Origin of the sequence: Saccharothrix coeruleofusca (assembly GCF_014648515.1) — a bacterium.
Classification (GTDB): domain Bacteria; phylum Actinomycetota; class Actinomycetes; order Mycobacteriales; family Pseudonocardiaceae; genus Actinosynnema; species Actinosynnema coeruleofuscum.
In genome coordinates this window covers 407,307-430,550 of sequence record NZ_BMRG01000001.1, presented here as the reverse complement: position 1 = coordinate 430,550, position 23,244 = coordinate 407,307, and the positions used below count along the sequence as shown (strand labels likewise).

The 23,244-nt window shown below is 73.1% G+C and carries 26 protein-coding genes and 1 tRNA gene; 13 read left to right on the top strand and 14 right to left on the bottom strand.

From position 1 onward, the window contains the following. Positions 1–114: 114 nt before the first annotated feature. A complete protein-coding gene (locus IEZ00_RS02235; RefSeq protein WP_189221320.1) occupies positions 115–1,593 on the bottom strand; it encodes an extracellular solute-binding protein in 1,479 nt (492 codons plus the stop codon). Between the two features lie 416 nt (positions 1,594–2,009). Between IEZ00_RS02235 and IEZ00_RS02230 the strand changes: the two genes are divergently transcribed. After that, positions 2,010–2,783: an SDR family oxidoreductase gene (locus IEZ00_RS02230; RefSeq protein WP_189221319.1), complete on the top strand. Its 774-nt coding sequence runs from the start codon at positions 2,010–2,012 to the stop codon at positions 2,781–2,783. Positions 2,784–2,793: 10 nt separating this feature from the next. Here the strand turns inward: IEZ00_RS02230 and IEZ00_RS02225 are convergent, their stop codons facing one another. Then, a complete protein-coding gene (locus IEZ00_RS02225) occupies positions 2,794–3,687 on the bottom strand; it encodes a LysR family transcriptional regulator (RefSeq protein WP_189221318.1) in 894 nt (297 codons plus the stop codon). A gap of 250 nt (positions 3,688–3,937) precedes the next feature. On the opposite strand from IEZ00_RS02225, the gene IEZ00_RS02220 reads away from it, so the two are divergent. Beyond that, a complete protein-coding gene (locus IEZ00_RS02220) occupies positions 3,938–4,159 on the top strand; it encodes a type II toxin-antitoxin system HicB family antitoxin (protein ID WP_189221317.1) in 222 nt (73 codons plus the stop codon). After that, positions 4,156–4,329, top strand: a complete 174-nt coding sequence (locus tag IEZ00_RS38055) for a type II toxin-antitoxin system HicA family toxin (protein ID WP_373293062.1) — start codon at positions 4,156–4,158, stop codon at positions 4,327–4,329. The genes IEZ00_RS02220 and IEZ00_RS38055 overlap by 4 nt, the downstream gene beginning before the upstream one ends. 138 nt (positions 4,330–4,467) lie before the next feature. Here IEZ00_RS38055 and IEZ00_RS02210 read toward each other — a convergent pair whose 3' ends face one another. The 3 genes from IEZ00_RS02210 to IEZ00_RS02200 form a co-directional block, all read right to left on the bottom strand. After that, positions 4,468–5,058 (bottom strand): GntR family transcriptional regulator, encoded by a 591-nt coding sequence (locus IEZ00_RS02210; protein WP_189221316.1) that lies wholly within the window; start codon positions 5,056–5,058, stop codon positions 4,468–4,470. 149 nt (positions 5,059–5,207) lie between these two features. Then, a tRNA-Pro gene (locus IEZ00_RS02205) sits at positions 5,208–5,284 on the bottom strand. 23 nt (positions 5,285–5,307) lie between these two features. Then, the gene (locus IEZ00_RS02200) at positions 5,308–6,267 is read right to left on the bottom strand and encodes a metallophosphoesterase (protein ID WP_189221315.1); all 960 of its coding nucleotides are present in this window, start codon (positions 6,265–6,267) and stop codon (positions 5,308–5,310) included. Between the two features lie 63 nt (positions 6,268–6,330). On the opposite strand from IEZ00_RS02200, the gene IEZ00_RS02195 reads away from it, so the two are divergent. Further along, positions 6,331–6,801, top strand: coding sequence for a GatB/YqeY domain-containing protein (locus IEZ00_RS02195; protein WP_189221314.1), 471 nt, complete (start codon positions 6,331–6,333; stop codon positions 6,799–6,801). A gap of 39 nt (positions 6,802–6,840) precedes the next feature. On the opposite strand, the gene IEZ00_RS02190 is transcribed toward IEZ00_RS02195, so the two are convergent. Further along, positions 6,841–9,348 carry a penicillin-binding protein gene (locus IEZ00_RS02190; RefSeq protein ID WP_189221313.1) on the bottom strand — a complete coding sequence of 836 codons (2,508 nt, stop codon included), beginning with the start codon at positions 9,346–9,348 and terminating at the stop codon, positions 6,841–6,843. A gap of 253 nt (positions 9,349–9,601) precedes the next feature. On the opposite strand from IEZ00_RS02190, the gene IEZ00_RS02185 reads away from it, so the two are divergent. After that, positions 9,602–9,892 (top strand): WhiB family transcriptional regulator, encoded by a 291-nt coding sequence (locus IEZ00_RS02185; protein ID WP_189221312.1) that lies wholly within the window; start codon positions 9,602–9,604, stop codon positions 9,890–9,892. Positions 9,893–9,924: 32 nt separating this feature from the next. Here the strand turns inward: IEZ00_RS02185 and bagB are convergent, their stop codons facing one another. Genes bagB through IEZ00_RS02165 form a run of 4 tightly spaced genes read right to left on the bottom strand, consistent with a single transcriptional unit; the run spans position 9,925 to position 13,130 of the window. Then, the gene (gene bagB, locus IEZ00_RS02180; RefSeq protein WP_189221311.1) at positions 9,925–11,046 is read right to left on the bottom strand and encodes an ATPase BagB; all 1,122 of its coding nucleotides are present in this window, start codon (positions 11,044–11,046) and stop codon (positions 9,925–9,927) included. Continuing rightward, a complete protein-coding gene (gene bagA, locus IEZ00_RS02175; protein ID WP_189221310.1) occupies positions 11,043–12,035 on the bottom strand; it encodes an ATPase BagA in 993 nt (330 codons plus the stop codon). Before bagA ends, bagB begins: the two co-directional genes overlap by 4 nt. Positions 12,036–12,078: 43 nt before the next feature. Beyond that, positions 12,079–12,348, bottom strand: a complete 270-nt coding sequence (locus IEZ00_RS02170; protein ID WP_189221309.1) for a hypothetical protein — start codon at positions 12,346–12,348, stop codon at positions 12,079–12,081. A 47-nt stretch (positions 12,349–12,395) separates the two neighbouring features. Next, positions 12,396–13,130 carry a TetR/AcrR family transcriptional regulator gene (locus IEZ00_RS02165; protein WP_189221308.1) on the bottom strand — a complete coding sequence of 245 codons (735 nt, stop codon included), beginning with the start codon at positions 13,128–13,130 and terminating at the stop codon, positions 12,396–12,398. Between the two features lie 144 nt (positions 13,131–13,274). On the opposite strand from IEZ00_RS02165, the gene IEZ00_RS02160 reads away from it, so the two are divergent. The 6 genes from IEZ00_RS02160 to IEZ00_RS02135 all read left to right on the top strand — a co-directional run bounded on the left by IEZ00_RS02160 (position 13,275) and on the right by IEZ00_RS02135 (position 17,497). Continuing rightward, positions 13,275–14,708, top strand: a complete 1,434-nt coding sequence (locus IEZ00_RS02160; RefSeq protein ID WP_229795039.1) for an MFS transporter — start codon at positions 13,275–13,277, stop codon at positions 14,706–14,708. 211 nt (positions 14,709–14,919) lie between these two features. Continuing rightward, the gene (locus tag IEZ00_RS02155) at positions 14,920–15,093 is read left to right on the top strand and encodes a DUF397 domain-containing protein (protein WP_189221306.1); all 174 of its coding nucleotides are present in this window, start codon (positions 14,920–14,922) and stop codon (positions 15,091–15,093) included. A 44-nt stretch (positions 15,094–15,137) separates the two neighbouring features. Next, positions 15,138–15,293 carry a Sp36 family protein gene (sp36, locus tag IEZ00_RS02150; protein WP_189221305.1) on the top strand — a complete coding sequence of 52 codons (156 nt, stop codon included), beginning with the start codon at positions 15,138–15,140 and terminating at the stop codon, positions 15,291–15,293. Further along, on the top strand, positions 15,290–15,748 hold the full coding sequence (locus tag IEZ00_RS02145) for a RidA family protein (RefSeq protein WP_189221304.1): 459 nt from the start codon (positions 15,290–15,292) through the stop codon (positions 15,746–15,748). Before sp36 ends, IEZ00_RS02145 begins: the two co-directional genes overlap by 4 nt. A gap of 1 nt (position 15,749) precedes the next feature. After that, on the top strand, positions 15,750–16,355 hold the full coding sequence (locus IEZ00_RS02140) for a hypothetical protein (RefSeq protein ID WP_189221303.1): 606 nt from the start codon (positions 15,750–15,752) through the stop codon (positions 16,353–16,355). Positions 16,356–16,393: 38 nt separating this feature from the next. Further along, a complete protein-coding gene (locus tag IEZ00_RS02135; protein WP_189221302.1) occupies positions 16,394–17,497 on the top strand; it encodes a hypothetical protein in 1,104 nt (367 codons plus the stop codon). A 44-nt stretch (positions 17,498–17,541) separates the two neighbouring features. Here the strand turns inward: IEZ00_RS02135 and IEZ00_RS02130 are convergent, their stop codons facing one another. Further along, on the bottom strand, positions 17,542–18,432 hold the full coding sequence (locus IEZ00_RS02130) for a Gfo/Idh/MocA family protein (protein ID WP_229794920.1): 891 nt from the start codon (positions 18,430–18,432) through the stop codon (positions 17,542–17,544). A gap of 17 nt (positions 18,433–18,449) precedes the next feature. After that, positions 18,450–18,749, bottom strand: a complete 300-nt coding sequence (locus IEZ00_RS36120) for a hypothetical protein (protein ID WP_229794919.1) — start codon at positions 18,747–18,749, stop codon at positions 18,450–18,452. A 146-nt stretch (positions 18,750–18,895) separates the two neighbouring features. On the opposite strand from IEZ00_RS36120, the gene IEZ00_RS02125 reads away from it, so the two are divergent. Further along, positions 18,896–19,660, top strand: a complete 765-nt coding sequence (locus IEZ00_RS02125; protein ID WP_189221737.1) for an NUDIX hydrolase — start codon at positions 18,896–18,898, stop codon at positions 19,658–19,660. 26 nt (positions 19,661–19,686) lie between these two features. Then, positions 19,687–20,469: an MBL fold metallo-hydrolase gene (locus IEZ00_RS02120; RefSeq protein WP_189221736.1), complete on the top strand. Its 783-nt coding sequence runs from the start codon at positions 19,687–19,689 to the stop codon at positions 20,467–20,469. 10 nt (positions 20,470–20,479) lie between these two features. Here IEZ00_RS02120 and dnaN read toward each other — a convergent pair whose 3' ends face one another. Together dnaN and IEZ00_RS02110 are read right to left on the bottom strand one after the other, a co-directional pair. Further along, positions 20,480–21,574 (bottom strand): DNA polymerase III subunit beta, encoded by a 1,095-nt coding sequence (gene dnaN / locus IEZ00_RS02115; protein WP_189221300.1) that lies wholly within the window; start codon positions 21,572–21,574, stop codon positions 20,480–20,482. 37 nt (positions 21,575–21,611) lie between these two features. Then, the gene (locus tag IEZ00_RS02110) at positions 21,612–22,850 is read right to left on the bottom strand and encodes an MFS transporter (RefSeq protein WP_189221299.1); all 1,239 of its coding nucleotides are present in this window, start codon (positions 22,848–22,850) and stop codon (positions 21,612–21,614) included. Between the last annotated feature and the right edge of the window lie 394 nt (positions 22,851–23,244).

The following is a 23,244-nucleotide window of genomic DNA, read 5'->3' as shown; positions in this document are numbered from 1 at the left end:
CCGCGACATGGCGGTCGTACCCCGCCACCTGATCCCGGTGGACAACCGAGATATGAGCTGACCGGCGAAGGCCCCTCCGCATGGGGGTGCGGAGGGGCCCCGCCGGTCCACCGGTCACTTCCGCAGGATCTCCGCCAACTCCCTGGCGGTCTCGTCGGGGATCTGGTCGTGCTCGCTCACCACGTTCTTGACGGCGTCGCGGAAGGCCTTGCTGAACTCGGTGTAGTTCCGCGTGTTCGGGCGCAGCCGGGTCTGCTGCAGCGCCGTCCGCACGTGCACCCAGTGCTCGCTCTTCGCCCGGTCGTACACCGATCCCCTGCTCGGCGCGAACCCGCCGACCTCGGCCAGGATCTGCTGGCTCTGCGCGCTGGTGAGGAACTGGATCAGCGCCTGCGCGGCCCTCGGCTCGCCGGTGTGCGCCGAGATCGCCAGGTTCTGCCCGCCGAGCACGCTGGGCGAGGGCGGGGCGATGGCGTCGAAGGTGACGCCCGCGGCGTCCAGCTCGGCCTGCCGGTCGTCGAGCTGCTGGTGGGCGATGGCCCAGTTGCGCATGAACGCCGTGCGCCCGGCGGCGAACTGCTCGACGGCGTCGAGGGCGTTGGTGTCCTCGGGGCGCGGGTCGGTCAGCGCGATGCCCTGCGCCCTGGTCATCGCGTTGAGCTTGCGCATCCCCGCGTAGTCGTTCTTGGTGAACCTCACCCGGCTGCCGTCCGGGGTCAGCGTGACCTCGCCGTCCTCGGTCACCACCCCGCCGCCCTCCGCCCAGATCGCTTCCAGCGCCGAGACCATCAGCATCTCGTCCGAGAACTGCGCGGCGGTCGCCGCCTCCACCCCGCCGCGCCCCTCGGCGGCGGGGGTCCCGGAGTGGGCGTCCCAGGTGCGCGGCGCGTCGACGCCGGGCACCTTGGTGCGGTGGTAGATCAGCGCGGTGTCGGTGTTGAGCGGCAGCGCCCAGAGCTTGCCCTTCACCTCGCAGGTGCGCCGCACCGGTGCCACGAAGTCGTCCAGGTCGTCCCCGAGCTTCGACCGGTCCAGTTCCCGCAGGTATCCGTTCTCGACGAATTCCGGCATCCACACCACGTCGAGGATGTAGACGTCGGCCTTGTGCTCGCCGTCCTCCTCCGCGTCGTTGACCATGCGCTCGTGCTGCTCCTCGGTCTCACCCGCCGCGATTTCGAGCCTGGCCGGATTGCGCGGGTGGGTTTCGTTCCACTGCTCGATCAGCGTGGTGCGCGGGGTGTTGGGGCTCAGGTCCGGCGCCGCCATGATGACCAGCTCGCCCGGCTCCAGCGCGGGCGGCAGCAGGACGTAGCCCGCTCCGGCGAGAAGCGGGACGGTGATCACGACGCCCAGCGCCTTGCGCGGGCGGGTCAGCGCTTTTCCGACCCGGTCCGCCACCGCCGGGAACGGCCCCGACCAGTGCCAGAACTCCTTCACCGCCCTGGGCAGCGCGTTGATCAGCACGCTGGACAGGATCAGCATCACCGCGGTCGCGGCGAGGTAGGGGACGCCGTCCGCCCGCCACCACTCGACCACGTCGGCGACCAGGCGCGCCGACACGGACGTGACCACGGCGGTCACCAGGACGAACAAGATTATGAGCAGAACTCGATGGCCGGGTCTCCCGCGGTCCGCTGGATCAGTCATGCCGCCCCTCCGACAACGTCGTCGATGCCGGAGATTGTCCTGGTATTAGGTCGATTTTCGGCACATTCCCGCGAGATTTTCGGCGAAACCGCAATAAGGCGGAAATCATTCCACGATCGTCGAGAAAACCGGCCTCCCTGGTGTGGGATCAGAAGGCGGCTCGCCCCCGCTTCCGGCAGCCCGTGAAGGCGACGTCCGCCTTGGGGGTGCCGCGCTCGCCCACCGCGAACCGAGCGTTCGGACGCCATAGGTTCCCCCTATGGCGTCCGCAGTTATTTCGTCTTTGCTTCCCGTTCTTTCCCCGCCGTACCGTGAAAGAGCCCGATGGGTTGACCGAATACACGACGGAGAGGACCGGTGGCATGACCACGACCGAGAACGGATCTGGCACGCCCGAATTCGCGGGAAAGCGGGCCCTGGTCACGGGCGGTTCTCGCGGAATCGGCGCGGCCATCGTGCGCCAACTCCTGGACGCGGGCGCCGAAGTGCTCACCACCGCCAGGTCGGCGACGAGCGCGGCGCCGGAGGGGGCCCGCTTCGTCCAAGCCGACGTGCGGACCCGCAGCGGGGCGGAGGCGATCGCCGCGGCCGCGCGGGAGGCGTTCGGCGGGGTGGACCTGCTGGTGCACAACGCGGGCGGGGCGCGACCGCACCGCGGCGCGCTGGACATCCCCGACGAGGAGTGGCAGGACACGCTGGAGCTGAACCTGCTGGCGTCGGTGCGGCTGGACGCGCTGCTGGCACCGGGGATGCGGGAACGGCGCTCGGGGGTGATCGTGCACATCTCCTCCGCGGCCGTGCCCGTCGCGTCCGGACCGTTCCTGCACTACACGGCGGCCAAGGCGGCGCTGGAGAACTACAGCCGGGGACTGGCCGCCGAACTGGCCCCGTTCGGCGTCCGGGTCAACACCGTCACCCCCGGCCGGGTCGCCACCCCCGGCGGCGAAGCGACGCGGGAGCAGTGGGCGCGCCTGGACTCGACGCCGGACCAGGTCAGCGCCACCACGCCGCCGCTGGGGCGCGACGGCGAGCCCGACGACATCGCCAACGCGGTGCTGTTCCTCGCCTCCGGCCGGGCGAGCTGGCTGACCGGGAGCAACCTCGTCGTGGACGGCGGCGAGTTCCCCAGGGGCTGACGGCCCCCGCTCAGGCCATCAGCACAGCGGACCGCGACCAGGACTCCTGGCGCAGCAGCTCCAGCAGCGCCAGCTCCGCCCGGCCCGCGCCGCGCCGGACCGCCGCGATGACGGGCTGGGACACGACCGGGAACACCGGCCGCACGAGGTGCTCGTGACCGTGCGGCACCGCGGAGGCCGGGACGAGCGTCACCCCCAGCCCGTGGGCGGCCCAGCGCACGGCCGTCGCCGTTTGGGACGCGCGGGCGACCGTGGTCGGGGCCAGCCCGTGCTCCCGCAGCACGTCCCGCAGCACGCCGTCGAGCGCGCTGTCCCGGTCGAACCGCACCCACGGCTCACCCGCCAGCTCGGCCAGCCCGACCCGGTCCTCGGCGAGCAGCCGGTGCTCGTCGCCCAGCACCACGACGAACTCCTCGTCGCCGAGGTGGTGGGCGTCGACGGCACCCTCCTCGCACGTCGAGGCCACCAGGGCGAGGTCGATCACGCCCCGGCGGCCCATCCGCTCCAGCTCGGCCGGGTTCGGCTCCTCGAAGACGGTGACCTCCAGGCGGGGGAAGCGGCGGCGCAGCGCGCCCAGCGCGCCCGGCAGCTGCCGCGTCCCCAAGCCCATCTGCGCCATCACCACCAGCTCGCCCACCAGCTCGTCGGCACCGGCCCGCGCCATCGCCTTGGCCCGCCGCGCCGCGTTCACCGCCGCCTCCGCCTCCCGCAGGAACGCCCGGCCGACCAGGGTGGGCACCAGGCCGGTCGGGGTGCGGGCGAACAGGTCCACGCCGAGCTCCCGCTCCAGGTTGCGGATCTGCTGGGACACCGACGGCTGCGCGACGCGCAGCAGCTCCGCCGCCGCCGTCACCGAGCCCTCCTCGGCGACGGCCAGCGCGTACTCGTACTGGCGAAGGCTCATGGGCTCCCGGCTCCTCCCCGCGACCAACCCGTCGCAACAGTTACACCACGGCAGGCGGCGCGTTATTCCGCGCCAGGTGACCGGTTGCTGCTTTGATCGCCGAACCGACCTCGGCGGAGTGCGCGTCGAGCCCGTGGCCGAGGTGCGCTCGCATCCATCGTGCGTCAGTCAGACCGGCCTCACAGCCGCGAAGTGCCAGGCCCCTGCTGCGCCTGCCCCCTCACCGGCGCGCTGGTGGGACACTGCTCTCATGAGTCGACCGCACACCTTCACCGCCGCAGTCCACCAGGAAGAGGACTGGTACGTGGCTCAGTGGCTGGAGGTGGACGTGGCCAGCCAGGGGCAGACGATCGACGAGGCGTTGGGCAACCTGGCCGAGGCAGTGGAGCTCTACCTCGAACACGTTCCGACGCCGACTATCACCCCCGCTCCGTTGGTGACCCACTTCCACCTGCCGGGTAGCGCCGCGTGAGCCCTGCGCTGGCCGACCTGCCCGTGCGCAGGGTTGAACGCGTATTGAAGTCCCTCGGGTTCGAGCACGTACGCACCAAGGGCAGCCATGCCGTATGGCGGCATCAGACGGTCGAACAGTCATCCTGCCCATGCGCGGCACCGTCAAGCGGGGCACGCTGGCGTCGGTAGTGCGCCAAGCCGGCCTGACAGCCGCCGAGTTCCTGGCCTTGCTGTGACCGAGTGGTTGGAGCAAGTTGCGGAAAGCCCCGTCACCGGCATGATGAAAATGCCACTTCCTGAACTTTTTGAAGTGTCTTCGGGGCGTGCTCACCAGCTTTCGGAAGCGACCTCGGGAATCCTGATCGTGTAAGACAGCGCGTAGCGGTCGGCGGGCACGATGATGTCCGCTGTTTCCACTGGCCTGTCGCCCGCGTAGTAGGTGCGCTCGACAGCCATGACTGGAACTCCTTGGGGAACTTCCAGCTTGTCCGTCTCGAAGGGCCTCGGGGCTCTCACGTCGTCGCCTAGCTCGATGCCCAGTCGGTCGGCGACAGCTCTGGTGGCCTTGGTGGCTCGTGACTGGTACTCCCAGTCGGCGGTCTTCCCGGCGGCTTGGGCGCTCTGGGCGACAGGCGAGGAGGTTGGGCGCTTCGCGTAGAGGTCGCCCATGACGCGCTTCTTCAGCGGCTTGTGCCGACGGACGTAACTGCCGCTGCCTTGTTGGGTGCGCACCAAGCCCTCGGAGCGCAGCAGGTTGATCGCGTCGCGGACCACGATCCGGGAGACGCCGTAGTCGTCCATGATCTCTTGCGCGGTCGGGAGCCGGTCGCCGTCCCGCAGTTCACCGTCGAGGATCTGCCGCCGCAGGTCATCTGCGATCCGGAGGTACGCGGGTCGACCTTCGAAGCTCCCGGTCATCGTCCTGGCCTCACTCCGCTTGGTTGGCGTCCATCGCCTCCGAGCCTTCTACGGACGGCGGTGAGGTGGAACTGGACCGGCCTGCCTCCAGCCATCTGGCTGGAACGCAAATCAGGCCCGGTACGTCTTGCGACGTACCGGGCCTGACCTGGTCGGGGTGACAGGATTTGAACCTGCGACCTCTTCGTCCCGAACGAAGCGCGCTACCAAACTGCGCCACACCCCGGCTGGGATCGAACGAGGAGAACTCTACCTGACGTTCCCACCCACTCCGAACCGGGTACCCCTTTTGCCCTCAGACCGCTCCTGACCTGCGTCAACGGGTCGGGGCACCAGGGTGAGCAGGCTGGCCTCCGGCGGGCAGGCGAAGCGCACCGGCGCGTACGGGGAGGTGCCGAGGCCGGCCGACACGTGCAGCCACGTGTGCTCGCCCCACCGGGACGCCCCTCGGGCGCGCGACCGGTCCAGTTCGCAGTTGGTCACCAGCGCCCCGTAGCCCGGCACGCGCAGCTGCCCGCCGTGGGTGTGGCCCGCCATCACCAGGTCGTAGCCGTCGGCCGCGAACGGGTCCAGCACGCGCGGCTCGGGGGAGTGGGTGACGCCCAGGCGCAGGGCGGCGTCCTCGGGCTTGCCCGCGATGTCCTGGTAGCGGTCGCGCTTGAGGTGCGGGTCGTCCAGGCCGGCGGCGAACACGGTCTGCCCCGCCACGGTGAACGTGCGCCGCACGTGGGTCAGGTCCAGCCAGCCGCGCTCGATCATCGCCGCGCGCAGGTCGCGCCACGGCAGCTGGACGCCGTGGATGCGCTTGGTCTTCGACGACGGCAGCAGGTAGCGGGCCGGGTTCTTCGGTCGCGGCGCGTAGTAGTCGTTGCTGCCGAACACGAACACGCCGGGCCGGTCGAGCAGCGGGCCGAGGGCGCGCAGCACGGCGGGCACGGCCTGCTGGTGGGCGAGGTTGTCGCCGGTGTTGACCACCAGGTCGGGCTCCAGCGAGTCCAGCTCGGCCACCCAGCGCTGCTTGGACTTCTGGTTGGGCGTCATGTGCAGGTCGGACAGGTGCAGCACGCGCAGCGGGGCCGAGCCCGGCTTGAGCACGGGCAGCGTCGCCTCCCGCAGGGTCCAGTTCCTGCGCTCGATGCCCGCCGCGTAGGCGATGGTGGCGGTGCCGAGGGCGGTGGTGGCGAGCAGCGCGCGACCGAACGTGTTCACGCCCCCGAGGGTAGGGGGTTAACCGGTTCGGGGTGCGGCGTGGTGCCCGGTAGGTTGAGCCGCATGGCGGAGTTGAAGGCGCGGTTGCAGTCGGACCTGACGAGCGCGATCAAGGGCCGGGAGACGGTCCGGGCGGGCGCGCTGCGGATGGCGCTGGCCGCGATCACCACCGAGGAGGTCTCCGGCAAGGCGGCGCGCGAGCTGTCCGACGACGAGGTGCTCAAGGTCCTCGCGCGCGAGGTCAAGAAGCGCAAGGAGGCCGCCGAGGCGTTCGCGGGCGCGGGGCGGGCCGAGCAGGCCGAGCTGGAGCGCGCCGAGTCCTCGGTGCTGGAGTCCTACCTGCCCGCGCAGCTGGACGACGCGGGGCTGGCCGCGCTGGTCGACGAGGCGGTGGCCGAGGTGGCCGCGCAGCTGGGCGAGCAGCCGGGGCAGCGGCAGATGGGCCAGGTCATGAAGGCGGTCAACGCCAAGGTCGCGGGCCGCGCCGAGGGCGGCCGGGTGGCCGCGGCGGTGAAGGCGAAGCTGGCCTCCTGAGAGCCCGGCATCCTGAGGGGCCTGCCCCCTGGGGCCGGGTCAGCGGCGGGGGCGGGTGGGGATCGGGATGCCCGGTTCCGGCCCGCCGGGCGGCCCGGTGGGCTCGGTGGGCTCGGTGGGCTCGGTGGGCAGGGTGATCTCCGGCGGCTGCGAGGTGCCGGGGCCGCCGGAGGGCTGACCGCCGGTGGGGCCGGGGGCGGTCGGCTGCGGCGGCGGCACGTAGCCGGTGCTCACCAGCAGCGTGACGATGGTGCCGCGCAGGGCGGTGCCGCGCGGGGTCTGGCTGACCACGGTGCCCTTGGGCTGCCCGGAGTTGCGGTTCTGGGTGCTGACCTTGTAGCCGGCCTGCTCCAGCAGGCGGGTGGCCTCGTTGACGTTCTTGCCCACCACGTCCGGGATCCTGATCTCGGTGCCGCCCTTGAGGTAGCGCTCCTCGGGCTTGGGCAGCTCGCGCACGGGCAGGCCCGCGTGCACCCGGCTCATCGCGTCGAACCAGGTCCGCGCGGGCAGGCTGCCGCCGGTGATGTTGCCGCCGCGACCGCACAGCCTGGGCTTGTCGCCCAGGCAGATCGGCCGGGGCGAGGTGCCGTCGTTGAACACCTGCACGGCGCCCGCGAAGTCCGGGGTCGCGCCGATGAACGCGGCCGACTTGAACTCCTCGGTGGTGCCGGTCTTGCCCACCATCGGGCGGGTCCACTTGAACTGCCGCGCCGCGCCCGCCGCGGTGCCGTTGGCCTGGTCGTCCTTGCTCATGCCCGCCGCGAGGCCGTTGGCGAGGCCCTCGGACACCGCCTGCTCGCACGGGGCCTCGTTGACCTCGACGACCTTGCCGTTGCGGTCGAGCACCTCGCCGATGGGGGTGGGCGGGCACCAGGTGCCGCCGCTGACGATGGTGGCGGCCACGTTGGCCAGCTCCAGGGTGCTCACCGGCGCCGGGCTCAGCGTGAAGGAGGCGTTGCCGCCGTTGGCCTTGTAGAACTCGGTCTGCGAGATCCGCAGCTCCTTGTTCTTGTCCTTGGCGTTGGGCGGCTCGCCCCTGAGGTTGGTGGCCAGCGTCTCGCGCATCCCCAGCCGGGCGGCCATGTCCACCACCGGGTCCATGCCCAGCCGCTCCTCCAGGATGACGAACCCGGTGTTCGGCGAGGTCGCCAGGGCCTGCTGCAGCGACATCTGCGGCGGGTAGCTGTTGTCGTAGTTGCCCAGGCAGTACCAGCGGGTGTTCGGCTCGCCGGTGCCCCGGCACCGCTCGCCGCCGCCCTTGAACACCCGCGACTCGTAGAAGCTGGGCGTGGGGATGACGTTCTCGATGCCCATGCCCTTCTCCAGCGCCGCCGCCGCGGTGAACACCTTGTAGACCGAGCCCGCGCCGAACTTGTTCTCCACGCCGCTGGGCAGGTCGTACTGGGTCTGGAACTGCTCGGGCTTGAGCCCGTAGTCCCGGTTGGCGACCAGTGCGGCCACCTCGTGCTTGTCCTTGCCGGGCCGGACCACGGCCATCGCGTTGGCGATGCCGTCGGTGTTCTTGGGCACCTGCGCCTCGGCGGCCTGCTTGGCCTGCCGGGTGATGGTGCGGTCCAGGGTGGTGCGCACGGTGTAGCCGCCGGTGCGCAGCTGCTCCAGGCTGAACCCGTTGCGCTCCAGGTACTGCACCGCGTACGAGCAGAAGAAGCCGTTCTCCGGGCCCGCGCCGACGCAGCCGTTGGGCGGGGTGCGGACCGGTTGGGCCAGGCCGAGCGGCTCGGCCTTGGCCGCCTCGGCGGCCTCGCGGGAGAGCTTGTCGTTCTCCACCATCTTGTCGATGACCTGGTTGCGCCGTTCCAGCGACTTCTCCGGGAAGACCTCCGGGTCCAGCGCGGACGGGCTGTTGACCATGCCCGCCAGCAGCGCCGCCTGCGGCACGGTCAGCTTGTCCGGCGTGGTGGCGAAGTAGGCCTGCGAGGCCGCCGCGATGCCGTAGATGGTCGAGCCGAAGGGCACCACGTTCAGGTAGCGGGCGAGGATTTCCTCCTTGCCGAGTTTGCTCTCCAGTTGCAAGGAGATGCGCGCTTCACGCATTTTTCGCGCAATAGTCTGCTCCTGCGCCTTCTGCTGTTCGACCTTGTTGTTCCTGGCCACCACGTGGACGAGGTAGTTCTTGACGTATTGCTGGGTCAGCGTGGACGCGCCCTGGGTGACCGACCCGCTGAACTGGTTGGTCAGCGCCGCGCGGAAGGTGCCCTTCCAGTCCACGCCCTGGTGCTCGTAGAAGCGCCGGTCCTCCACCGAGACCAGCGCGGCCTTCATGGTCGGCGAGATCTTCTCCGGCGGCACCAGCACCCGGTACTGGTCGTACAGGTAGGCGATGGGGGCGCCGTCCTTGTCCGTGATCGTGGTGATCAGCGGCGGGTCGGTGGTGACCAGGTCCGCGGAGATGCTGTCCACGGTGTCGCTGGCCTGGTTGGACATCAGCCCCAGCGAGCCGACGACGGGGAACAGCAGGCCCGCCAGCAGCACCCCCGCCAGCAGACACAGGCCGAGCAGCTTCAGCACGCCGTTCCTGACTCGCACGCGGGTCAGCGTACGCGGCTCACCGACGGGTGATCAGGCAGAAGTAACGCCATTACCCGGGATGAGTACTCGTACTCAAGACAGGTAACAGGTGCGCAACCCAGGGTTGGAGGTGGAACCGGAAGGCTCTACAGTCCGTCAACGTCCAGGGACAGCAGCCAACGGCACGGCCACTCGGTGGTGAGCCTACGGCATCCGCGGCAGGGGTGTGGCGGATTTACCGGACCGGACAAGTGTGAACGAGGTGGGGGATATGCAGCAGGGGGATTGGCGGATCAAGGCGTCCTGCCGTGATGAGGAGCCGGACCAGCTCTTCGTCCGGGGCGCTGAGCAGCGCAAGGCCAAGCTGGTGTGCCTGGGGTGCCCGGTGCGCACCGAGTGCCTGGCCGAGGCGCTGGACAACCGGATCGAGTTCGGCGTGTGGGGCGGCATGACCGAACGTGAGCGGCGGGCGCTGCTGCGGCGGCGTCCCGACGTCACGTCCTGGCACGAGCTGCTCGACACCGCGCGCCAGGAGCACCTGGAGGAGTCCAAGGTCGGGTAGCGCGCCTTCGGGTGTCCGCACGGCGAGGGGGATCACTCGCCCGCGAGGCGCCTGCCGATCTCGCGCAGCCCGTCCAGGTCGTGCACGTCGACGGGCAGCGCGGGCACACCGACCAGCGGCACACCGGGGTGCGCGCGGGTGAAGCGCGCGAGCAGCCGCTTCTCCCGGTCGGCGACGGCGACGCGGTCCGCGTGCACGCGCAGCACCGCGGCGGCCAGCGGGGCGTCACCCGAGCGCTCCAAGCGGTCCGCCGCGGCCTGCGCGCCGGACGCGGCCAGCGGTGCCAGCACCGGGTGGGTGCGATTGGCCACCAACCCGGTCAGCGGCATGTCCTCGGCCGACAGCCGCTCCACGAAGTAGCTGGCCTCGCGCAGCGCGTCGGGCTCGGCCGCGGCCACCACCAGGAACCCGGTGCCGGGCGAGCGCAGCAGGTCGTAGGTGGCCTGCGCGCGCTGCCGGAAGCCGCCGAACATGCTGTCCAGCGCCTGCACGAAGGTGGAGGCGTCCTGCAGCAGCTGGCCGCCGACGATGGTCGAGACGGCCTTGGTGAACAGGCCGAAGCCCGCGCCGACGATCTTGCGGATGCCCCGCCCGCCCGCGCGGGCGGGCGCGGACAGCATCCGGATCAGCTTGCCGTCCAGCACGGTGGACAGCCGCTGCGGCGCGTCCAGGAAGTCCAGCGCCGAGCGGCTGGGCGGGGTGTCCACCACGACCAGGTCCCACTCGTCGCGCCCGACGAGCTGGCCCAGCTTCTCCATCGCCATGTACTCCTGCGTGCCGGAGAACGAGGTGGAGATGGTCTGGTAGAAGGGGTTGGCCAGGATCTGCTCGGCCCGCTCCCGGCCCGCGTGCGCCCACACCATGTCGTCGAACGTGCGGCGCATGTCCAGCATCATCGCGTGCAGGCCGCCCTTGGGCTGGAAGCCCTCGACGCGCACCTCGCGCGGCTGGTTGTCCAGCTCCCGCAGGCCCAGCGACTGGGCCAGCCTGCGCGCCGGGTCGATGGTCAGCACCACCGCGTGGCGGCCCCGCTCGGCGGCCCGCACGGCCAGCGCGGCGGCCGTGGTGGTCTTGCCGACGCCGCCGGAGCCGCAGCACACCAGCACCCGCGTCGCCGGGTCGTCCAGCAGCGCGTCCACGTCCAGCCGGTTCACCGCACCCCCCGCCCGACCAGCACCTCGGCCAGCTCGTAGAGCGCGGCCACGTCCACCCCGTCGGTCAGCTCGGGCAGCTCCAGCGAGGGCAGGTCGGCCTCGGCGAGCAGCTCCTTGGCGCGCTGCTCGGCGCGCACCCGCATGGCGTGCTCGACGGCCTGGTCGACCAGCCCCTCGACGGCGTCGTCGTCCACCTCCAGGCCTGCCGAGGCCAGCCCGGCGCGCACCCGCTCGGCGTCCACCCGGCCCTGCGCGGCGGCGACCAGCGACCGCTCGGGCAGCCGGGGCGGGTTGACCCGGTTGACGAACACCGCCCCCGGCCGCAGGTCGGCGGCGTCCAGCTCGGCCACCGCGTCCAGCGTCTCGCGCACCGGCATCTCCTCCAGCAGCGCCACCAGGTGCACCGCGGTGTCCCCGGAGTGCAGCAGCTTCACCACGCCCTCGCTCTGCCCCCTGATCGGACCCGCCTTGGCCAGCTCGGCCATGGCCCTGGTGACGTCGAGGAAGCGCACCACCCGGCCGGTCGGCGGGGCGTCGAGCACCACCGCGTCGTACTCGTGCCGCCCGGTCGGGCGCACCCGCCGCACGCACTCCTTGACCTTGCCGGTCAGCAGCACGTCGCGCAGGCCGGGCGCGAGCGTGGTGGCGAACTCGATCGCGCCCATCCGGCGCAGCGTCCGGCCCGCGAACCCGAGGTTGTAGAACATGTCCAGGTACTCCAGCAGCGCGGCCTCCGGGTCGACCGCCAGCGCCCGCACCTCGCCGCCGCCGGGCGCGGAGGCGATGCGCTCCTCGGCGTAGGGCAGCGGGGGCCGGTCGAACAGCCGCGCGATCCCCTGCCGGTTCTCGACCTCCACCAGCAGCACCCGCCTGCCGCCGGTGGCCAGGGCCAGCGCCAGCGCCGCGGCCACGGTGGTCTTGCCGGTCCCGCCCTTGCCGGTCACGACGTGCAGCCGCGCGCGGGAGAGTTCGTCGGTCCAGCCGTTCACCGGATCAGCCTATGCGCGCCGAGCGCCACTCCGCTGGACGCGGTCAGTCCACAGTGGTGATGAACACGACGAGCATCACCGTCGCGGCCACCACGCCCCACGCCACCACCGACGGCAGCAAGTAGGCGATCAGCAGCGCCACGACGGCCACCAGGACCAGTCCGAGCAGGCCCGCGCGCAGCACCTCGGCGCGCTTGGTCCGGCGCTGCCCGCGGGTGCGGGTGCGGTCGCGCACCTGGGCCATGCCGACCAGCACGAGCACCAGCCCGCCCGCCACGAAGGCGCAGGTGGCCACGACCCGCCAGGTTTCCACCCGATCAAGGTAGCGGCGGGACCGGCGCCGTGGGCGGCCTTTCCCGATCAGGTGATCCGGTCGCGGTCGCGGGCGACCTCCAGGCCGTCCAGGACGTGCCGCAGGCCCACCTCGAAGTCGTCCTCGCGGACCTCCTCCGGGTTCCTGGCGCCCTCCGCCTCGTAGAGCGCGGCCAGTCTCGGGTAGCCGCGCGTGGCCCGCTCGATGGTGGGCCGCAGGCGGGCGGTCCACTCCTGCTCGCTCTGGCCGCCGCGCTGGAGCATGGTCAGCCAGGCGGCCTCGCTGGTGGCGACGCCGATGACGTAGGCGAACACGGTGTTCATCGCGATGTTGGCCGGGAGCAGCGGGAAGCCCGCCGCCTCCAGCGTGACCAGCAGGTCCTCGGACAGCCGCAGGAGGTTCGGGCCGAGGTAGGACATGCCCGCGGCGCCGAGCGCGGAGGCGACCCACGGGTGCCGCAGGATCGCGGCGCGCATGTCCCGCGCGACATCGGCGACCGCGCTGCGCCAGTCCCCGCCCGAGGACGTGCGGATCTCGCCGAACACCTCGTCCACGACCAGTTCGACCAGCTCGTCCTTGTTGGCCACGTGTCGGTAGAGCGAGGTGGCGCCCGCGTCCAGGCGGGCGCCGAGCTTGCGCATGGTCAGCGCCTCCATGCCCTCGGCGTCGAGCAGCCGGAGCGCCTCGGCCACGATCTGCGCCCTGCTCAGCGCCGGTTGCTCGCGCCTGCTCCGGTCCTCCCGCGCCCACACCGTGGGCAGCGCCCGTTCGTCCTGTTGCACCTGGCCAGCGTAGCGCACGGTGTACCTAGTTGCGTACAGCGTTCCGCTATGCGTACATTGTTCGCAGTCGAGCGCACAGTGTGCGCACCACTCGGGAGGGGATTCGCGGTGGACCGTCACCCGCGTCGCTGGTTGATCTTGATCGTGCTCTGCTTGAGCACGTTGGTGCTGGTCGTCGACAACATGGCGTTGAACGTGGCCATCCCGGCGATGACCGCCGAACTGGGCGCCGACGCCCAGGACGTCCAGTGGATTCTGGACTCCTACATCCTGGTCTTCGCCGGTCTGCTGCTGACCGCGGGCAGTCTGGCCGACCGGTTCGGCAGGCGGCGGGTGATGGTGATCGGTCTGGCCGTGTTCGGGCTGGCCTCGCTGGCCGCCGCGCTGGCGGGCGACCCCGAGCAGCTGATCGGCGCCCGCGTGCTGATGGGCGTGGGCGGCGCGCTGATCATGCCCAGCACCCTGTCCATCCTGATCACGGTGTTCGACGAGGCCGAGCGCCGCACGGCGATGGCCGCGTGGAGCGTGGTGTCCATGGTCGGCCTGGTCGGCGGGCCCGTGCTGGGCGGCGTGCTGGTCGCCCACTTCTGGTGGGGCGCGGTCTTCCTGGTCAACGTGCCGATCGTCGCGCTGGCCGTCGTCGCCGCCGTGGCGCTCATGCCGGAGTCGCGCGGCCCCTGGAGCAAGCCCGACCCGCTCGGCGCGGTGCTGTCCGTGGTCGGCATGGTCGCGCTGGTCTGGACGATCATCGAGCTGCCCCAGCACGGCTCGGGCACCGGCACCCTGGTCGCGGCGGGCGTCGCGGTGCTGGCGCTGACCGGCTTCGTCCTGTGGGAGCTGCGCGCCGAGTCCCCGATGGTGCCGCTGGGCCTGTTCCGCGAGCGCAACTTCAGCGGCGGCTGCTTCTCGCTGGCGCTGGTGCAGATCGGCAACGGCGGCCTGCTCCTGGTGGTCACCCAGTACCTGCAGTTCGTCCTCGGCTACTCGGCGCTGGAAGCCGGGTTGGCGTTCATCCCCATGGCGGTGGCCGCCCTGGTGTTCAACGCCGTCGGCGCGGTGCTCGGGCGCAAGGTCGGCAACCGGGTGCTGACCGCGGTGGGCCTGGCCGTGATGGCGGCGGGCTTCCAGGTCATGGGCTCGGCCTCCCCGGTGGTCGCGCTGGCGCTGGTCGGCGCGGGCGGCGGCCTGGCCATGCCCGCGGCGATCGCGGCGCTGATGGGCGCGGTCCCGGCGCGGCACGCGGGCGTCGGCTCCGCCCTCAACGACACGGTGCAGCAGGCGGGCGCCGCGCTGGGCGTGGCCGTCCTGGGCAGCGTGCTGAGCGGCGCGTTCACCGCGGCCATGCCCGCCGACGCCCCTGGCGACGCCCGCCGCTCGATCGGCGACGCCCTCGGCGTGGCCGCCCGGAGCGGTGACGCGGCGCTGGCGGGCACCGCCCGCGACGCCTTCACCACCGCCATGTCCACCAGCTTCACCGCCGCCGCGGTCGGCGCCCTGGTCGCGGCCGTCGTCGCCCTGGTCGTGCTGCGCGACCGGCCCGTCGCGGTCGACTCCGCCCCCGTCCCCGTCAACGCCTGAGAACCCGGTGGACGCCCGCGCGGGCGCGAGGCACCGCCTCGCGCCCGCGCGGTCCGATCCGGGGCCGATCGCAGGCGTCTTCGGCTGACGCGCTGGTCCGACGGTGTCGCCTCCCCGAACCGGACGTGCCCGGAGTGGCCTAGGCCGGTCCGCCTGCACGGCCGGGACCGGTGAGACTCGTCGGGTCAGCGCGGACAGCCGGGGGGAAGTCATGAGCGAGTCGACGTGGCGCAAGAGCAGCCGCAGCGCCACCAACGCCCAGTGCGTCGAGCTGGCGGTGGCCGGGGGGCGCACCGCCGTGCGGGACAGCAAGAACCGGGGCGCGGGCACCCTGGTGTTCACCAGCAGGGCTTTCCGGGCGTTCCTCGACGGCGCCCGGCGCTGACCCACGCCCGCACCCGCCCAAGGGGGTGCGGCTAGGCTCCCACCATGCAGAAGTGGGAGTACGCCACCGTCCCGCTGTTGATCCACGCCACCAAGGCGATCCTGGACCAGTGGGGCGAGGACGGGTGGGAGCTGGTCACCGTCCTGCCCAACCCCAGCGGTGAGCAGCACGTCGCCTACCTGAAGCGGCCGAAGTCGTGAGCTGGAAGGCCCGGTTGGCCGAGCTGGGCGTCGAGCTGCCCGCCGTGGCCGCGCCGGTCGCGGCGTACGTGCCCGCGGTCCGCTCCGGCTCGCTGGTGTTCACCTCCGGCCAGCTGCCCTTCGTGGCGGGCTCGCTGGCCGCCACCGGCAAGGTCGGCGGCGAGGTCAGCCCGGAGGAGGCCAAGGCGCACGCCCGCACCTGCGCGCTGAACGCGCTGGCCGCGGTGGACGCGCTGGTGGGCCTGGACGCGGTGGTCCGCGTGGTCAAGCTGGTCGGCTTCGTCGCCTCCGCCGACGGCTTCACCGGTCACCCGGCCGTCGTCAACGGCGCGTCCGAGCTGCTCGGCGAGGTGTTCGGGGACGCGGGGGCGCACGCGCGGTCCGCGGTCGGCGTGGCCGAGCTGCCGCTGGGCGCGCCCGTCGAGGTGGAACTGGTCGTCGAGATCGGGGAGTGAGATGTCGGACACGTGTCACGAGCTGCTGCTGCGGCTGGCCGGGCGGCTCCCGGACGACGTGCTGTGGCGGTACCGCGACTGGGTCGCGACCGACGCCACGGCGGTGCTCGCCCGCGCCCTGCCGCGTACGCTGCTGCACGACCGGGTCGGGCTGACCGACCACGAGCAGCGGCTGCTCGCCGACGCGTTGCTCCCGCACGGGGCCGACCCCGGCGCGATCAGTTCGATCAGAGGACTGGACGAACTCCCGGAGACCGACTACACCTTTTCCCCGGAATCACCCGATCAGGCGTCAATGGGGGATTCCGCGACCGTGGTGCTCGGCGCGACGCTGCGCGGTCGGCCGGGGGTCGGCGAGGTCCGGTCCTCGTGGCGGCGCGGCGGCGGTGGTGGGACCAGGCGGATCATCCTGGTGACCGCCACCTCCGGCAGCCCTCGGCTGGCGGGTGAGGTGCAGCGGGTGCTGCGCGCGCTCGGCGAGCACGACCCGTGCGTGGAGGTCCTGCCCGCCGGGCTGGACCTGCCGCCCTACCACCGGGCGGCGTTGGCGGCATCGGAGCTGGTGTGCACCGGCGCCGAGGCCGATGGGCACCTGGTGCCCGTGTAGTGCTCGCCGCGGTGCGGGGGCCGGAAGGAGAAGCAGTCGTGGCGCATGACGGAGTGGGGCTTCCCGTCCGCCTGCACGACTTCCTGTTGGCGCTGGCGGGCCGCGTGGACGACGACGCGCTGTCCCAGGCCAGGGAGCTGCTGGCGGTGGCGGAGCCCGACCGCGCGGCGGAGCTGGTGGTGGGCTGCCTGCTGGCCGGGCGCATCCCGGTGACCGGCGACGAGCGGCGCGAGCTGGGCGCGGTGCTCAGGGAGGTCCGCTCGGACCCCGCGCTGGCCGACCGGCTGCTCGCGGTGGAGCACCTGCCCTACCTCAGGCACCGGTTCAGCTCGGACTCCGACCCGGCCGAGGGGCTGTCGGAGGCGCTGGCCAAGACCGTGTCCTCGCTGCCCGACGTGCGCGGTGTGCGCGCCTCGTGGCGGTCCAGCCCGGCGGGCGCGACGCCGGGGCCGCTGCCGCAGCGCGTGGTGCTGGTCGACATAGGCCCGAAGGGGTTCGCCCCGGCGACCGCCTACCGGGTGGACGTGGCGCTGCGCCGGGCGGGCATCCGGGCGGCGGTGGAGGTGTTGACCGTCGGCACACCGCTGGGCGACTACCACGCCTCGGCGGTGACCGCGGCCCGCGAGGTGTTCTTCCCCGCGGTGCCGGTCGACCAGCCCGTGGACAACGCCACCTGGTTCGACGGCGAGGTCCGGGACAAGGCACCGGTGGTCGAGCCGGAACCGGTGCCTGCCGAACCAGAGACCGGCTCGAAGGCCCGCCGGGCGCGGGCCGACTCGTTCGAGGGCGTGCAGCCGTTCCCGCCCAAGCCGGTCAAGCGCCTGCCGGTGCGCGAGCCGGTCGAGGAGGAGCTGCCCAAGCCCCCGGCGCTGGAGGAGCCGCCGCTGTCGCGCTCCGAGGTGACCACCGAGCTGAACCCGGACGACCTGGCCGCGTTGCAGGCCGCGCTGGCCGAGGGGGAGGCCCCGGCCACGGCGGCGTTGTCCCAGCCGGTGGACGCCAAGCTCAGCGAGCGGGAGCGGGCGCTGTTGCAGCAGCTGCACGAGGAGCTGGCGCAGCGGGAGCAGTCGACCTGGCCCGCCGGTGGCCCGGAGTACGTCAACGGCGTGCCCAAGCCCAACAACGGCAACTACCCCGGCTGACCCGGTGGGGCGGCGACCGCCGCCCCACCGGGTCGGCAGGTGCCTCATCCGCCCGCCGCGCGCCGCGCCTGGTCGATGATCCGCTGCAGGTACAAGCCGCGGTGCACGTCGCACGGGTGCTCGGTGGTGCCGCTCTGCACCATCGCCACGAAGTCGTCCAGCAGGTTGGTGAAGCAGTCCTGGGCGCTGGTGCCGCGGTCGGCCAGCACCCGGTGGCCGTGCTCGCCGAACACCGCCACCTCCCAGACGCCGGGGTTCAGCGGCAGCGCCATGCTCAGCGAGACGCCGCTGGTCGCGCCGCCCTCGTGGCCCAGGATGAGCTGCCACAGCCCGCCCTCGCCGCGGTGCGCGGCGATGACCTGGGTGATCGGCCCGAGCGCGGCGTCGATCAGGTCGAACACGTGCGGGCCGACGTCGTCCAGCGGGGCCCGCTCGTGCCGCCACGGCGATTGCGAGAACGGCCCGTCCAGCAGCGCGCCGTTGAGCACCCGCACCGATCCGCCCGCCCAGCCGCCGACCTCGCGCAGCTGGTCCAGCTGCTCGCGGATCTCCGGGGCGAACCGCTTGGTCAGCATCACCAGCGACGCCACGCCCGCCCGCCGCACGGCCCCGGCCAGCCGCTCGGCGTCCGCCAGCGTGGCCGCCACCGGCTTCTCCAGGATCAGGTGCTTGCCCCGCTCGGCGGCCGTGGTCGCGATCCCCGACTGGACCTCCGGCGGCACCGCGAACGCCACCGCGTCCACCGCCGCCAGCAGCTCGTCCGGGTCGGCGGCCACCTCGGCGCCGTAGGTGCCCGCCAGCTCGGCCGCGGCCTCCGGCTTGCGCGCCCACACCGCGGTCAGCCGGGTGCCGGGGTGGTCGGCCAGGCCGGGTGCGTGCACCATGCGCGCCCACGGTCCCGCGCCGACGAGTCCTACCCGCAGTTGTTCGTCCACGCGGACAATCCTGCCCGCTAGCGGTTCCCGGTGTAGAACCGCTCGGGCACGAAGACCCGCCCGCCGGAGGCGAACGCCAGTTCCAAGCCGCCCTCCACAGGACGCACCTCGAAGTCCGTGCCCCAGCCGGAGGGAATCCGCACGACGTGCCCCCTGTCCTCCGTCTGGCCGAGCCAGACCTCGTAGTCCCTGCCGCCCATCGGGCTGCCGTGCCGCTTCACGAACACACCGGGCACTTCGCCCTCCGGCTGCCTGCTGCTGATCGTGGTGGTGGTGGGCAGGAACAGCACCAGAGTGGCGGCGGTCGTCAGCAGCACCCCCGCGATTACGCCGGGTATGAATCCGTCGGCGCCGAGCAGGCGCCACTTCCGCTTCACGTCCACGACTCCATCCTGCCCGCGCTGATCGGCCGTAGGCTCGTGTCGTGCGCGAACTGCCCGAAGAACTGGTGCTGCCCGCGAGCATGGTCCCCGAGGTGCCCCCGGCGATCCCGGTGGAGCCCAGGGACGCCGCGACGGTCCTGCTGGTCCGCGACGCCGCCGAGGGCGTGGAGGTGTTCCTCCAGCGCCGCGTCGCGGGCATGGCGTTCGCGGGCGGCATGACGGTCTTCCCCGGCGGCGGGGTCGACCGGCGGGACGCCGACACGGGCGTGGCCTGGGCGGGGCCGCCGCCGAGCTGGTGGGCCGAGCGCTTCGCCTGCTCGCCGGAGCTGGCGCGGGCGCTGGTGTGCGCGGCCGTGCGGGAGACCTTCGAGGAGTCCGGCGTGCTGCTCGCGGGCCCCTCGGAGACGACCGTGGTGGCCGACACCGCGCCCTACGCCGCCGCCCGCCGGGCGCTGGTGGACCGGGAGGTCTCGCTGGCCGGGTTCCTGGCCTCCTCGGGCCTGGTGCTGCGGGCCGACCTGCTGCGGCCGTGGGCGAACTGGGTGACCCCGGCCGAGGAGCCCCGCCGCTACGACACGCGCTTCTTCGCCGCCCTGCTGCCCGAGGGGCAGCGGGCCGACGCGGTGACCACCGAGGCGTCCGACGCGGTGTGGCAGCGGCCCGCCGACGCGCTGGCGGACTGGCGCGCGGGCCGCCGACTGCTGCTGCCGCCGACCTGGGTGGCGCTGGCCGAGCTGGCGGAGCTGGGCGCGGCGGCCGAGGTGCTGGTGGTGGACCGGACCGTGGAGAAGATCATCCCCAAGCTCGTGCGCGAGGGCGGCGCGGTGCGCGTGGTGGTCCCGTGAGCGGCACGCCCGTCGAGGGCGAGCGGCTGGCGCACCCGGCCTACGGGGTGCTGCGGCAGGTCACCCCGACCGCGGCGGTGCTGCTGGCGGAGAACCCGTCGGTGATGACCCTGGACGGCACCAACACGTGGGTCCTGCGCGCCCCCGGCGAGGAGACGTGCGTGGTGGTCGACCCCGGCCCGCTGGACGAGGTCCACCTGTCCCGGATCGCCGCGCTCGGCCCGGTCGCGCAGGTCCTGCTCACCCACGGGCACGCCGACCACGCCGAGGGCGCGGCGGCGTTCGCCGAGCGGGTCAAGGCCCCGGTGCGCGCGCTGGACCCCGCGTTGCGGCTGGGCGAGGAGGGCTTGGCGGGCGGCGACGTGGTGGTCGCGGCCGGGCTGGAGATCCGGGTCCTCGCCACGCCCGGCCACACGTCGGACTCGCTGTGCTTCCTGCTCGACGACGCCGTGCTGACCGGCGACACCGTGCTGGGGCGCGGCACGACCGTGGTGGCGCACCCGGACGGCAGGCTGGGCGACTACCTGGAGTCGCTGCGCGCGCTGGCCGACCTGCCCGAGGGCACGGCGGTGCTGCCGGGGCACGGCCCCGAGCTGCCGGACGCGGGCACCGCGGCCCGCGCCTACCTCGCGCACCGGGAGCTGCGCCTGGCCCAGGTCCGCGCGGCCGTCGAGCGGCTGACCGAGCGGCTGGGCGGGCCGCCGACGGCCCGCCAGGTCGTCGAAGTGGTCTACGCCGACGTGGACCGCGCGCTCTGGTCCGCCGCCGAGTGGTCGGTCCGCGCGCAGCTGGACTACCTGCGGGGCTGACCGGGGCCGGTCACGGGGTGCGCAGGGGCACCACCAGGTAGGTCAGCTCCACCCCGTCCTCGCCCGCGTCGCAGGTCAGCACCGTCGACCGCAGACCGTCCCGGATGCGCAGCTCCACCCGCCCGCCGCCGAACGCCCGCAGCGCGTCGGCCAGGTAGCGCGCCTGGAAGCTCTTGGTGAGCCGGTTGCCGTCCACCGACGCCTTGACCGACTCCTCCGACTCGCCCGCCTGCGGGTCGCTGCCCCGCACCCGCAGCTCGCCGTCGTCCACCTGGATGGTCACCGCCCCGTGCGGGCCCGAGTAGGGCGCCGCCCGGCGCACCGCGCCCGCCAGCACGTCCGCCTCCACCAGCACGGTGCTCTCCGCGTCGGCCTCCAGCAGCTTGCGGGCCCGGTCGTCGGGGAAGGGCGCGGCCAGCAGCGCGGTGCTCGCGCTGCCGCCCGCCCAGGCCAGGGCCACCCGGTCGGCGTCGGCGTGCACGGCCACCTCGCCGCCGCCGAACCGCCGGGACACCTCGGCCAGCGCGGCGGCGGGCGCGAGCACGTCCAGCGCCCCGCCGGACCAGGGCAGCGACGCGAACGCCATCCGGTAGCGGTCGGTGCAGATCAGCTCCAGTCGCTCGCCCGCCGCGTGCACCCGCACCCCGGTGAACACCGGCAGCGCGTCGTCCTTGGAGGCGGCCGTGGACACCGCGGCCAGCGCGCCCGCCAGCGCCGCCCCCGGCGCCCGGCCGGCCAGCGGCGGCAGCGGCAGCACGCCGGGGTGCGCGGCCAGGTCGAGCAGCGGCAGGGCGAACCGGGCCGACTGCGTCCGCACCGCCAGCCGCGAACCCTCGACGACCAGCCTGACCTGGTGGTCGGCCAGTCCGCGCAGCGTCTCCGCCAGCGGTCTGGCGGGCACCAGGACCGCGCCCTCGGTGTGCACGGTGGCCGGGCGGGTCAGTCGGACGGCGTGCTCGCGGTCGTTGCCCGCCAGCTCGACCCCGTGCGGGTCCGCGCGCAGCACGAGACCGGCCAGCACGGGGTCGAGCACGCGGGCGGGGAGCAGGCGGGCGACGTCGGACGCGGCGGCGGCGAGGTCCGCCGCGGTGGCGGTGAGGTCCATGCGGTGAAGCTAGACCGCACCACCGACAGTTCCCGATCTAGCGGGCGACCAGTTCGACTTCCTCGCGCGAGGGCAGCTCGGCGGGGGTGGCGACGGTGCCGCGGAAGACCCAGACCAGCGCCGCGATCACCAGTCCGGAGCCCGAGGCGGCCAGGAACGCCCAGCCCGTGCCGTGGGACTCGACCAGCCTGCCGCTGAGCGACTGGCCGGCGGCCAGGCCCACGGTCACCGCGGTGACCACCCAGCCGAACGCCTCGGTGGCCGTCCCGCGCGGCGCGACCTGCTCGATCACCGCCGAGTGGGTGGTGGACTGCGGGGTGATCAGGGTGCCCACCGCGAACAGCGCGAGCCCGAGGCCCCACAGCGTCGTCGGCACCGCCAGCAGCGTCGACAGCAGCGCGAACCCGCCCAGCAGCACCGGCAGCCGCAGGTGCATGGCGCGCGGCACCGGCTTCATCGCGTACAGCACGCCGAACAGCACCGAGCTGATCGACCACAGGCTCAGCAGCAGCCCGCCCAGGCCCACGTGACCGGCCCGCGCCGCGGCGGCGGGCACGGCCACCTCGATGAACCCGATGGTCACGCCGAAGCCCAGCGCGGCCAGCGCGACCGTGCGCATCCCCGGCGAGGCCAGCGCGCCGAGCAGGCTGCCGCGGGTGCGCACCGGCCGGACCGCGCGCACGGTCGGGTTGAGCGCGAACCACAGCGCGCCCGCCACCATCGACGCCGCGCCGACCACCACGCCGGTGCCCGCCCACGGCGCCGCGACCAGCACGCCCGCCAGGCCGGGGCCCAGGATGAAGAAGACCTCCATGCTGATGGCCTCGTAGGCGTAGCCGGCCAGCCGCACCGAGCCCGCCGGCGCCATCACCGCCCACAGCGAGCGGGACGCGGAGCCCACCATCGGCTCGGTGAGCCCGACCGCGAACGCCAGCGGGACCAGCGCGCCGGGCGCCGCGCCCGCCTCCACCGCCAGCACCGCCACCGCCATGAACAGCGCGAACAGGCCGACCGTGGCCAGCAGCGGGCGGGTGGGGCCGAGCCGGTCCATCAGCCTGCCCTGCAGGATCGAGCCCACCGCCACGCCGACCAGCGCGCCCGCCGACACCAGCCCCGCGGTCGCGAACGACCCGGTCTCGTGCTGCACGTAGAGCAGCAGCGACAGGCCGATCATCGCGATCGGCAGGCGGGCCAGCAGCGAGGCCGTGATCGGGCCACGCATGCCGGGGGTGCTCAGGGCAGCGCGGTAGTCGGAGAAGCGGGCAGAGTGGGACATGCGTACCAGTATGCCTGGAGTGGTACGTGCGTACCAAATGGTTTCCGGTGTGCTCCGCCACCGCTCACCGGGGTCGCGATCAGGTCACGGCACTCGGATGACCGGGTGAAACAGGGCAGCGAGAGATGCCCCCTCGCACTCCTTGAGAGTGAACGGCCTTGAGCGGCGGGGGAGGGAACGTGCGATCGTTGGAGCCGACCGGTCACCCCGCCGACCAGCGGGCCCGACCGGTTTCACAGCCAAGTCAAACGGGTAACCACCCCTACTTCCGGCGTTGCAGGGTCGGGGCCTACCAGCGCCGGGAGTGCGGGTTAGCGCGGACTGTCGGGGGATGGGCCGCGCGAACAGCAGAGCCTGGAACGCCGCGTCGGGGGCGGCGTCCAGGCTCTGTTGG

Bases quoted from the DNA above. Each gene is read 5' to 3' on its own strand.
- IEZ00_RS02230 (WP_189221319.1), top strand. From the start codon at position 2,010: ATGACCACGACCGAGAACGGATCTGGCACGCCCGAATTCGCGGGAAAG.
- IEZ00_RS02225 (WP_189221318.1), bottom strand. From the start codon at position 3,687: ATGAGCCTTCGCCAGTACGAGTACGCGCTGGCCGTCGCCGAGGAGGGC.
- IEZ00_RS02220 (WP_189221317.1), top strand. From the start codon at position 3,938: ATGAGTCGACCGCACACCTTCACCGCCGCAGTCCACCAGGAAGAGGAC.
- IEZ00_RS02210 (WP_189221316.1), bottom strand. From the start codon at position 5,058: ATGACCGGGAGCTTCGAAGGTCGACCCGCGTACCTCCGGATCGCAGAT.
- IEZ00_RS02195 (WP_189221314.1), top strand. From the start codon at position 6,331: ATGGCGGAGTTGAAGGCGCGGTTGCAGTCGGACCTGACGAGCGCGATC.
- IEZ00_RS02185 (WP_189221312.1), top strand. From the start codon at position 9,602: ATGCAGCAGGGGGATTGGCGGATCAAGGCGTCCTGCCGTGATGAGGAG.
- IEZ00_RS02155 (WP_189221306.1), top strand. From the start codon at position 14,920: ATGAGCGAGTCGACGTGGCGCAAGAGCAGCCGCAGCGCCACCAACGCC.
- sp36 (WP_189221305.1), top strand. From the start codon at position 15,138: ATGCAGAAGTGGGAGTACGCCACCGTCCCGCTGTTGATCCACGCCACC.
- IEZ00_RS02140 (WP_189221303.1), top strand. From the start codon at position 15,750: ATGTCGGACACGTGTCACGAGCTGCTGCTGCGGCTGGCCGGGCGGCTC.
- IEZ00_RS02125 (WP_189221737.1), top strand. From the start codon at position 18,896: ATGGTCCCCGAGGTGCCCCCGGCGATCCCGGTGGAGCCCAGGGACGCC.
- dnaN (WP_189221300.1), bottom strand. From the start codon at position 21,574: ATGGACCTCACCGCCACCGCGGCGGACCTCGCCGCCGCCGCGTCCGAC.
- IEZ00_RS02110 (WP_189221299.1), bottom strand. From the start codon at position 22,850: ATGTCCCACTCTGCCCGCTTCTCCGACTACCGCGCTGCCCTGAGCACC.